Below are 2,497 nucleotides of genomic sequence, written 5' to 3' on the forward strand. Positions count from 1 at the left end.
ACCCCCGCCGGGCATGGGGTATTCCGTCACCCCGACCACCTGGCCTGCAGCGTCACGTTCCAGAACCTGCCGGGTTCCGTCGATTCGGATTTCGCTGACGAGCCGGTCTGCGGCGTCATAGGCGAACCTAATGGTGTAGTCGATGGCCAGTATTCTTTTGCTCCCGCAACACTACTTTAGACCATCGAATCATTAATCATCAAAGGAATTTTTATAAATGGAGCACCCTTGAAAAACCAAGTATTTCACCGGGATTTGCAAGAAAAAACCGGGACCTTCTTGTTTTATCAAAAATCCATCTTTTTCAGTATTTATCAAAACTTTTTCAAAATCAAAATCGAATTGATTGTTTAGAATGATTTCACCATTTGTTTTCCCCAAAACCTCAACAACAATGACATTATAATCCACCCCCCACACGCCCCATTTCTTCACCTCAACGACAGGTTTATTTTTTATATGTAGCCCCAATGTTACACGGCCTCCCACATCAAAACTGATTTGCCCAAAAAAGATCGCCCCAAAATCTTGATTCGGGAAAAGTTTTCTTAAAAAATCATTTCGATCAATATTTTCAATCATATTTAAAAATTGTAGTGGCCATGAGTGCCTGCCACATCTCCAGTCCGAGTATTGGTTACAGGGCGCACATTAAAGTGGGGCTCCATGCCATGGCCTTTTGTTGCTTTAGTGTGACCCAAACTATGCTCTTGTATGACAACAGGCTTTCCATCCTTGGAAACATAATGATATTCCCTTGCCGTGACTGGTCGACCCTTTGCGTCAAAAATCTTGTTTCCATTGCCATCATCCAAGTTTTCTCGAGTTATCTTTTTTGGCTGTTGAGAGTTTGGCACTCCTGCATCTCTTTTTGCTTGCCTTAATGCATCTCTTCTACTTTTAGCGTCGTAGCTAGTTTTTTTATCTTTTCGATCTGCTCCCCCACATTCTCTTGCCCACCCCCAAGGATCAACCCAAGCAATAGGATTAGGCGCATATTGGTGCAGATTCATCCCGCCCGCTAACCCAATCGGGTCCGGCGTCGTGAATGCTCCCACCTCCGGCTCGTAATACCGGAACGTGTTGTAGTGCAGTCCCGTCTCGCGATCCAGATATTGCCCCTGCATGCGCAGGTTCTGCGGCGCTGCCGCTTGCCCGCCGGCAATGGCCTGCCCCAGCGGCCGCCCCACGTCGTCGAAGGCCTGCCAGCTTTCCGTGACGGCACTTCCCCAGGTTTTGTACTGCGCCCGCCAGACAAATTTTTCTAGGTTGTCGTTCAACCGCTCTGGCAGTCTATTGGGGCGTGAAAATAATAAACCTAGGCAATCATCTCGACAGCTAAGGTTAAAAATGTGTATGACTGGGGATTTCGTTTACCGCGAAAAAATCTTCCACTCAGAGTAGGTTTTTATATTTTCATAAATCGGCATTACTAAAATAAGAGCGTGAGAATCTTCTAGTAGGCTTAGATGTTGAAGTGACCGCCATAAGGCAGCTTTCCAAAAAATTATCGCCGCTGCATTATTTTAATAAAACGACCCTAGCCGTAGCTAGCTATTCACTATGAAGCTCAATTCCAACTAGATTATATTTGCGATTTTAACAGTTTTCGCAAATTATTTTGACAACGTACAAAATCGTCGGTGATTTTTTTATCTACCTCAATCTCTTGCAACTTCCTAGCCAACTTATTACCAGCCACTAGCAACGAGCTTACAAATTGAGAAAAATCAAGCTGCTGTGTTTTTATGATTTTTGATTTTTCAAACCAACTTATTTGAACATCTTTATGTAGCACGCCTTCAATTTTAAAATAAAAATCCCCATCCATAAATCTAAAAATCTCTTCATCTCCGTACTTTAAAAACCGTGTAGCACCATCAGTCCACCAACTCAAAACAACTTGTGCAAAATCATCCCAGCCGCACTCTGGGAAACATTCGCCAGAATCGCATCTCAGGTATACATGAGCAAACACGTTATTAGACAATTTACTATCGGAAAATCTAACAGAGTCTTCATCCAAAATAATCAACATTATTTTCCTTAATTTTTTGGATAAGCCGTCTCAATAACTTTTGTCTTTGTATTAACCCACATCTCAATTGTTTTACCCCCAGATTGGCCTTGCACCAAAACTCGCTCACCCTGAGTACTGATTCGCTTCGAATTACCGTATGCTTCTTTAATAGATTTTTCTATCTGCTTCGGGGTCATTCCCTCTGGAAAAAGATCTTTTTTTCCACTTTGTTGAGCCGTCTTACCAGATGCAGTATGGCGATCAAGGACATGGGCCATATCTACTTTCGTCTTTCTCGCACTAGGTAAACTTACAGGTTTTTGTCGCCCCGCCCCTCCACATTTTCTTACCCAACCCCAAGGATCAACCCAAGCAATCGGATTAGGCGCATATTGGTGCAGATTCATCCCGCCCGCCAACCCAATCGGGTCCGGCGTCGTGAATGCTCCCACCTCCGGCTCGTAATACCGGAACGTG

At 44.1% G+C, this 2,497-nt stretch carries 5 protein-coding genes; 1 reads left to right on the forward strand and 4 read right to left on the reverse strand.

Annotated features, from left to right (window positions below; genetic code table 11):
* A partial coding sequence (locus AVHM3334_RS24100) for a hypothetical protein (protein ID WP_284415849.1) occupies positions 1-180 on the forward strand: 180 nt, incomplete at its 5' end.
* A gap of 12 nt (positions 181-192) precedes the next feature.
* On the opposite strand, the gene AVHM3334_RS23500 is transcribed toward AVHM3334_RS24100, so the two are convergent.
* The 4 genes from AVHM3334_RS23500 to AVHM3334_RS23515 all read right to left on the reverse strand — a co-directional run.
* Positions 193-582, reverse strand: a complete 390-nt coding sequence (locus AVHM3334_RS23500) for a hypothetical protein (protein ID WP_284415850.1) — start codon at positions 580-582, stop codon at positions 193-195.
* A gap of 2 nt (positions 583-584) precedes the next feature.
* A complete protein-coding gene (locus AVHM3334_RS23505) occupies positions 585-1,280 on the reverse strand; it encodes an RHS repeat-associated core domain-containing protein (RefSeq protein WP_284415851.1) in 696 nt (231 codons plus the stop codon).
* A gap of 305 nt (positions 1,281-1,585) precedes the next feature.
* Complete coding sequence (locus AVHM3334_RS23510; RefSeq protein ID WP_284415852.1) at positions 1,586-2,038, reverse strand: hypothetical protein; 453 nt, start codon at positions 2,036-2,038, stop codon at positions 1,586-1,588.
* 8 nt (positions 2,039-2,046) lie between these two features.
* On the reverse strand, positions 2,047-2,497 hold a 451-nt coding region (locus AVHM3334_RS23515; RefSeq protein WP_284415853.1), incomplete at its 5' end, for an RHS repeat-associated core domain-containing protein.

Source organism: Acidovorax sp. SUPP3334 (assembly GCF_030159055.1).
Lineage (GTDB): Bacteria > Pseudomonadota > Gammaproteobacteria > Burkholderiales > Burkholderiaceae_C > Paracidovorax.

What these genes read in the sequence shown, in the direction of transcription:
- AVHM3334_RS23500 (WP_284415850.1), bottom strand. Translation starts at nt 582, where the DNA reads ATGATTGAAAATATTGATCGAAATGATTTTTTAAGAAAACTTTTCCCG.
- AVHM3334_RS23510 (WP_284415852.1), bottom strand. Translation starts at nt 2,038, where the DNA reads ATGTTGATTATTTTGGATGAAGACTCTGTTAGATTTTCCGATAGTAAA.